Below are 7,421 nucleotides of genomic sequence, written 5' to 3' on the forward strand. Positions count from 1 at the left end.
GGGCATGTTCAGGCAGCCCTCGCGGACCGTCGCGGCCAGCTCGTCGGCCTCACGGTCGACGGCGTCGAAGAAGTCCTGGTCGGCCTTCTTCTCGTGCACGAGGTAGGACTTCAGGCGCTCGATCGGGTCGCGGTGCTTCCACACCTCGACCTCGGCGGAGACGCGGTACTTGGTCGGGTCGTCCGAGGTGGTGTGCGCACCCATCCGGTAGGTGTAGGCCTCGATGAAGGTCGGGCCGTTGCCGCTGCGGGCGGCGTTGAGAGCCTGTTGCGTCACGGCATACACGGCGAGCACGTCGTTGCCGTCGACCCGGACACCGGGGAAGCCGAAGCCGCGGGCGCGCTGGTAGAGCGGGATGCGGGTCTGGCGCTCGTTGGGCTCGGAGATGGCCCACTGGTTGTTCTGGCAGAAGAAGACGACCGGGGCGTTGTTGACCGCGGCGTAGACGAACGCCTCGTTGACGTCGCCCTGCGCGCTGGCACCGTCGCCGAAGTAGGCGATGACGGCCGCGTCGCGGTCCTCGTCACCGGTGCCGACGTCGCCGTCGCGCTGGATGCCCATCGCGTAGCCGGTCGCGTGCAGGGTCTGCGCGCCGATGACGATCGTGTAGAGGTGGAAGTTCTTCTCGTTCGGGTCCCAGCCGCCGTGGTTGACCCCGCGGAAGAGGCCGAGGAGGTTCAGCGGGTTGACCCCGCGGCACCACGCGACGCCGTGCTCGCGGTACGTCGGGAACGCGTAGTCCTGCGGGCGCATCGCCCGGCCGGACCCGACCTGCGCCGCCTCCTGACCGAGGAGGCTGGCCCAGATGCCGAGCTCGCCCTGGCGCTGCAGCGCGGTGGCCTCGGCGTCGACGCGACGGATCAGCACGAGGTCGCGGTAGAAGCCGCGCAGGTCCTCGTCGTCCAGGCCGGCGACGTAGTGGTCGTACTCGGTGTTCTCGACGCGCTGGCCCTCAGGCGTCAGCAGCTGCACCATCTCGGGCCCGCCGTCACCCACCTCGGGGACCGGCGCGGTCAGCTCGGCCAGCACCTGCTCGGTGCTGGCGTTGGCGACGGCATTGTCGCTCACAGGCACTCCTGTTCCCTCAGGCCGCCGGGGTGTCCGGGGCCATCGGCTCGGGCCGCGGCACCCCTGCGGGGTCACCGCGTTCGGTTACTGCGGCAGGGCTTGGCTGCGCCGCCTGGTGTGGTGGCGCTCACAAAGGGCCTTGCAGGGTTCAAGGTACCGGGCGGCCGGAAAATCCCAGAATCCGGACTCCTCCCACCGTCCCCGGCAGTCAGGTGAGGCGGGACTGGGGGCGCCAGAGGTCGATGCCGGCCTCGACGGCGTGGCGGTCGATCTCGTCGAGCTCGGCGTCGCTGAAGCGGAGGTTCGCCACCGCAGCCGCGCTGTCCTCGAGCTGCTCCACCGAGGAGGCCCCGATGAGCACCGACGTGACCCGCTCGTCGCGCAGCGCCCACGCCAGCGCCATCTGCGCCAGCGACTGCCCGCGCTCCTGCGCGACGTCGTTGAGCGAGCGGACGTGCGTCAGCGACTCGTCGGTCAGCAGGTCAGGCGAGAGCGACTTGCCCTGGCTGGCCCGCGACCCCTCGGGGATGCCGCCGAGGTACTTGTTGGTCAGCATGCCCTGCGCGAGCGGGCTGAAGGCGATGCAGCCGATGCCCCGCTCGCCGAGGGTGTCGAGCAGCCCACCCTCGATCCAGCGGTTGAGCATCGAGTAGCTCGGCTGGTGGATGAGCAGTGGGACACCCATCTCCTTGAGCAGGTCCGCCGCGCGGGCGGTGAGCTCCGGGCTGTAGCTGGAGATGCCGGCATACAACGCCTTGCCCTGGTGGACGATGCTCGCGAGCGCCCCCATCGTCTCCTCGAGCGGGGTGTCGGGGTCGGGGCGGTGGCTGTAGAAGATGTCGAGATAGTCCAGGCCCGTGCGCTGCAGCGTCTGGTCCAGGCTCGCCATGAGGTACTTGCGCGAGCCACCGTCGCCGTAGGGGCCGGGCCACATGTCGTAGCCGGCCTTGGAGCTGATGACGAGCTCGTCGCGGAAGCGCCTGAAGTCGTCCTGGAAGTGCCGGCCGAAGTTGGTCTCGGCCGAGCCGTACGGCGGGCCGTAGTTGTTGGCGAGGTCGAAGTGGGTGATGCCGATGTCGAAGGCGCGACGCAGGATGGCCCGCTGCACGTCGAACGGCTTGTCGTCGCCGAAGTTGTGCCACATGCCGAGGGAGATGGCGGGCAGGCGCAGGCCGCTGGTGCCCACCTGGCGGTAGGGCATCGGGCCGTAGCGGTCGGGGTTGGGCAGATATGCGGGCAGCCAGGTGTCGACCATGACGATCACTGTATGCCGCGCGCGGCCACCCCGCCGTGGCGGCGGGCCGAGCCCGTGGACCGGGCCGTTGCGGCGCCGCGACTGCCGGGCGAGGATGGCCAGATGAGGACCGTCGCCCCCGGACAGGAGACCCGCACAGGCGCGCTCGCGGGCCGCGCGCCCTCGGGTCGCGCGCTGGCGGGCACCGCCGGCCTGGTCGCTGCCGGGGTGCTGCTCGCCGCCGCCTGCGGGTCGCCCGACACCGGCGGTGGAGCGGCGTCGCCGAGCACCCCCGCCGGGTCGTCGACGTCGTCCACCCCCACCCCGGGCGCCACCTCCAGCACCCCCTTCAACCCGGAGAGCCCCACCCTCCCCTCCAGCGGGCGCGGCCGGCTGATGACCGTGACCGGCACCGTCAGCGCCGGGGTCGAGGCGGGCTGCCTGCTGCTCACGCCCGACGGCGCGAGCACCCAGCAGGCCCTGCTGCTCATCGGCGCCGTCGCCGGGATCAAGCCCGGGCAGCGGGTCACCGTGCGGGGCGCGCCGCTGGACCACGCCGTGACCACCTGCCAGCAGGGCCAGCCGTTCCAGGTCAGCGAGCGGCTCGCCTAGGAACGCGGAACGGCCCCCGGCGCACCGTGAGGTGTGCCGGGGGCCGCCTTGTGCTCAGGCTGGGTCAGCCGGTCACGGGGTGACCGCGCTGACCACCACCGCACCGGTGCCGAGGACGGCGCCCTCGGACGAGACGGCCCGCATCTCGCCGAAGAGCTGGCGACCGGTGGCCGGGGCGGCGTTCGCCGTCAGCTGGCCGGTCACCGTCGTCGACGCACCGCGCGCCAGGCTGACCGCCGTGCCCGGCACCGTCAGGGAGCCGAGTGCGGGCGAGAAGAACACGTCGCGGTAGTCGTACTCCGTGGTCCCCGAGGGGATCTCGTAGCCGTCGACCACGACCGTGTAGGTGCCCGCGGGCGGGTTCGCCAGCGACACGGCCTCCTCGGCGTCACCGTCCGCCTGCTGCGCCACCAGGGTCCCGGCGGCGTTGTACAGGTAGAGGTCGAGGTCGGCGCCGACGTCGGACGGGTTGCCGATGGAGGCGTCGAGACGGGTTGCCCCTGCCGGCACCGTGACCGTGAACTCCTGCGACTCACCGGTGGCGATGGACTTGCGCCCGGCCACCGAGCTGCCGAGCGGCCCACCCTGCGGAGTGAGCGTGACAGCCCCGAACGCGTTGGTCACCGTCCACGAGACGGGCGTCGCCTGACCCTGCTTGACGCTGGCCAGGGTCTGCGTGGCCGGGTCGACCGTGACGCCCTGCGCCGCCGCCGTCAGCGTGAACGGGTTGGTCAGGAACGGCGTGGTGCGCCGCGCCTCCACCTGGAGCTCCCAGACGCCCGGCAGCGGGTCCGCGTAGTTGCGGGACGTCGGGTTGCACGTCGCCGGGTTGCTGAAGTTGGTGAAGCACACCAGCGACGACGTGGACTCGACCGGCACCCCGTAGGGGTTGTAGGCGATCCAGCGGACCTGGCTGTTCGTGGCGATGCCGCTGAGGTTCACCTGCAGCGCCTGGGCCCCGGGCGGCACCGTCACGAACACCTTCTTCGTGAGGTTGCGCTCGACCGAGCCGCTCGTGCTCCGGGTGAACGACGGGGCGGCGAGGTCCTCGGAGGCCACGACGGTCAGCAGCACCCGGTGGTCGACCACCGGCGTCGCCGGGTCGTCGATCTCCAGGATCGCGGAGTGGTCGCCCTTCCCGGTCGGCTTGGCCTTCACCGCGAGCCGGGCCTTGCGGTCCAGGCGGAGGGTGACCGAGCGCGGAGCCGAGAAGGTGCCGTCGTTGCCGACCAGCCGGATGTCGTGCTTGACGGCCTTGCTGCCGCCGGAGGTCCGGGTCACGTCGACCTTGTAGGTCATGGACTTGCCCACGACCTGGCCGCCCTCACCCGCCGCACAGCGGTTGTAGACGCCCTGGCCGCGGTCGGGGACCGCCAGGAAGTCCGAGATCGGGGTGCAGACCGGAGCCGAGACGCTGTAGTCCGCGGGCTTCGGGCTCTTCTGGACCAGCGCCCACGCGCCCGGCACGTCCACCTGACCGGTGCCCTGGGAGATCGGCTCGAGGCCCTTGACGAAGTTCGCCGAGCTGTACAGCGACTCGCGCAGCTGCCTCGGGGTCACCGAGAGGCCGCGGTCGAAGGACGCCGAGAGCAGCAGGGCTGCAGCGCCGGCGGTCTGCGGCGAAGCCATCGACGTGCCGTTGAACATCGCGTAGCCGTAGGGCAGCGTGTACCCGGCCTCCGCCAGGTCCGGCTGCTTGAGCCACTGCGGCACCGTCGAGACCGCCGAACCCGGCGCCATGATGCTCGGCTTGAACCCACCGTCCTCGCGCGGGCCGCGCGAGGAGTAGTTGTGCACGTTGATCGGCGAGGAGACCACCGCGCCGTAGTTGGCCAGCCACGTCTCCTTCGTGATCGAGGAGGCCACGCTGATGACGTCGTTCGCCACCGAGGGGTCACCGACGCTGTTGATGCCGGGGCCGCTGTTGCCGGCCGAGATGACCAGCTGCACGCCGTAGACGGAGATGAGCCGGTCGTAGAGCTCGGCCCGTGCGTTGTTGCCGTCGTTGAGCGCCGGCAGGCCGCCGATGGACATGTTGACCACGTCCACCCCACGGTTGGCGACGAGGTCCACCATGCCGTCGGTCAGCGCGGCGGCGGTGCAGCCGCCACCCCACGTGCAGGCACGGGAGGAGACGATCTTGGCGCCGGGGGCCTGGCCGTCCATCTCGCCGCCGAAGAGGCTGTGCCCCGCCGCGATGCCCGCGACGTGCGAGCCATGGGCGTCCTCGACGATGCCGATGTTGACGAAGTCGGTGGTCGGCGGCAGCGAGGGGTCCTGGTAGGGCGAGAGGTCGACGTCCTCGCGGTACTCGACGGTGAAGGGCATGCTCTCCACGACCGGCGTCGACGGGTTGTCCGTGCCGAAGTGGCCGATGTCGAAGCGCTCCTTGTAGGGACGCATCATCTCGGCGGCCGTGAAGGCCTGGTCCTGGTTGGCGTCGACCCAGATGTCGTGGGTCGAGGTGTTGTAGAGGATGCCGAACCGGTCGGTGGTGTCACCGTCGCGGTTGACGTCGCCACCGGGCTCGCTCGCCGCGGTGATCGCCTCGGAGAACCGGTTGAAGCGGTACTCACCGGCGGCCGGGGCGGTCCACGTCCCGGCGTTCGGGACCGTGAAGGTCGGGGTCGCCTGGACCGTCGTGAGCATCGCCCGCCACGTGCCGTCGCTGTCGAAGACCGGGTCGGTCGCCGTCACCCAGTCGACGATCTTGCGCTCGCCGGTGCTGGTGGTCTTCAGCGCCGGGTGGTCGAGGTCGACACCGGAGTCGAGGACGCCGATGGTCACCCCGCGCCCGTCCCAGGTGGGATGTGCCGTCTTGAAGGCGACGGAGCCGGTGTCACGGGTCGGCATGTAGGGGTTGTCGTCCGGGGTGCCGGCGCCCGGGCCGGCCACCGCCGCCACCGCTCCGCCTCGACCGGTCTGTGCCTCGGGGTCGGGCAGGGGGATCGACTCGTCGAGGTCGACCGCGATCACCTTGGCCAGCCCGGCGACCTTGGTCACCGAGCCGGTCGGGACGCTGGCGCGCACGTAGCCGATGCGGTCGTTGACCGTGGCCGTGTGGCCGCCGGCCGCCTTGACCTGCTGGACGACCTCCTTCGTCGCACCCTGACCCGTGGCGAGCATGACGGTGACGCGCTTGGCGCCCCGGCTCTCCGCCTTCGCGAGCAGCTCCCGGTCGTGCGAGCCGAGCTTGTCCCCCGACGTGGACTTCTTGGCCTTGTCCTTGGTCGTGTGTGCCTTCGGTGCCCTCTCGATGGATCCCCGGGGGTCGCCCTGGCCGGCCGATGCGGTCTGGGCAGCAGCACCTGCGACCAGTCCAGCAACAGCGAACCCGGCGACCACCGTGACTCCCCGGCGCGCAATGCGTCGTGTGGTCACTGGCAGTGTCCTTTCCTCCCCAGCCGGGCGATCCGCGCGGCTCCCTCCGCCGCGCAGGTCACGCGACGATGGCGCTCCCCTGTCGGCAGCGACGCGGTCAGTCTGTACGGGGGAGGCGCCCGGGGGAAGAGGCCAAAAGCAAAGTTTCCGTATGCCGCGCACGCCAGTCGGCGCGAACGCAGGCCAATCGGACTATTCGCCCAGGAACCTGCGGGCCACCTCGATGAGCACGCCGTTCGCCTCGGGCTCGCCGATGGTGGCCCGCACGCCGTCATTGCCGTACTGCCGCAGCGTCAGCCCGGCCTCCTGGGCAGCCTGGGCGAACGCGGCGCTGCGGTCACCGAGGGGGAACCACACGAAGTTCGCCTGGGTCTCGGGGATGAACCAGCCCTGCATGCGCAGCGCCTCCTCGACCCGGGTCCGCTCGGCGACGATGGCGTCGACCCGCTCCTTGAGCTCGTCGAACGCGCCGAGCGAGGCCACTGCCGCCGCCTGGGCGAGCGAGTTCACGCCGAACGGGACGGCGGTCTTGCGCAGGGCGGCGGCCACGGGCTCGTGCGCCACGGCATACCCGACCCGCAGACCGGCGAGGCCGTAGGCCTTCGAGAAGGTCCGCAGGACCACGACGTTGGGGCGGTCGCGGTAGAGGGCCAGCGAGTCGGGCGCCTGCTCGTCCTGGACGAACTCGAGGTAGGCCTCGTCGATGACGACGAGCACGTCGGCCGGGACCTCGTCGAGGAACCGCTCGAGCTCGTCGTGGTGCACGATCGGCCCGGTCGGGTTGTTGGGGGTGCACACCAGCACCACGCGGGTGCGGTCGGTGACCGCGTCGCGCATCGCGTCGAGGCGGTGTCGACAGTGCTCGTCGAGGGGGACCATGACGGCCTTCGCGCCGGCGAGAGCCGTGACGATCGGGTACGCCTCGAAGGAGCGCCACGCGAAGACGACCTCGTCGCCGGGGTCGCAGGTGGCCTGGATGATCTGGCCGAGCACGCCGACGCTGCCGGTGCCGGTCGCGATGTGCTCGACCGGCACCCCGAGGGTGTCGGCCAGGGCCTGGGTGAGCTCGGTGACGGCCATGTCGGGGTAGCGGTTGATCGCCGTGGCGGCGTCCTGCACGACCTTG

Annotated in this window: 5 protein-coding genes; 1 reads left to right on the plus strand and 4 read right to left on the minus strand. The window is 71.3% G+C overall.

Annotated features, from left to right (window positions below; genetic code table 11):
- Window positions 1–1,068 (minus strand): pyruvate dehydrogenase (acetyl-transferring) E1 component subunit alpha (pdhA, locus tag VIB11_RS14560; RefSeq protein WP_414695851.1); only part of this gene is annotated, 1,068 nt, incomplete at its 3' end.
- A 208-nt stretch (window positions 1,069–1,276) separates the two neighbouring features.
- Window positions 1,277–2,323: an L-glyceraldehyde 3-phosphate reductase gene (mgrA, locus tag VIB11_RS14565; protein WP_332032006.1), complete on the minus strand. Its 1,047-nt coding sequence runs from the start codon at window positions 2,321–2,323 to the stop codon at window positions 1,277–1,279.
- A gap of 102 nt (window positions 2,324–2,425) precedes the next feature.
- Here mgrA and VIB11_RS14570 point away from each other — a divergent pair, with 102 nt between their 5' ends.
- Window positions 2,426–2,914: a hypothetical protein gene (locus tag VIB11_RS14570; protein WP_332032008.1), complete on the plus strand. Its 489-nt coding sequence runs from the start codon at window positions 2,426–2,428 to the stop codon at window positions 2,912–2,914.
- A 72-nt stretch (window positions 2,915–2,986) separates the two neighbouring features.
- Here the strand turns inward: VIB11_RS14570 and VIB11_RS14575 are convergent, their stop codons facing one another.
- Together VIB11_RS14575 and VIB11_RS14580 are read right to left on the minus strand one after the other, a co-directional pair.
- Window positions 2,987–6,295, minus strand: a complete 3,309-nt coding sequence (locus VIB11_RS14575) for a S8 family serine peptidase (RefSeq protein WP_332032010.1) — start codon at window positions 6,293–6,295, stop codon at window positions 2,987–2,989.
- Window positions 6,296–6,487: 192 nt separating this feature from the next.
- On the minus strand, window positions 6,488–7,421 hold a 934-nt coding region (locus tag VIB11_RS14580), incomplete at its 5' end, for a histidinol-phosphate transaminase (RefSeq protein WP_332032012.1).

Origin of the sequence: Pedococcus sp. (assembly GCF_036554925.1) — a bacterium.
GTDB lineage: Bacteria > Actinomycetota > Actinomycetes > Actinomycetales > Dermatophilaceae > Pedococcus_A.

Bases quoted from the DNA above. Each gene is read 5' to 3' on its own strand.
- mgrA (WP_332032006.1), bottom strand. From the start codon at position 2,323: ATGGTCGACACCTGGCTGCCCGCATATCTGCCCAACCCCGACCGCTAC.
- VIB11_RS14570 (WP_332032008.1), top strand. From the start codon at position 2,426: ATGAGGACCGTCGCCCCCGGACAGGAGACCCGCACAGGCGCGCTCGCG.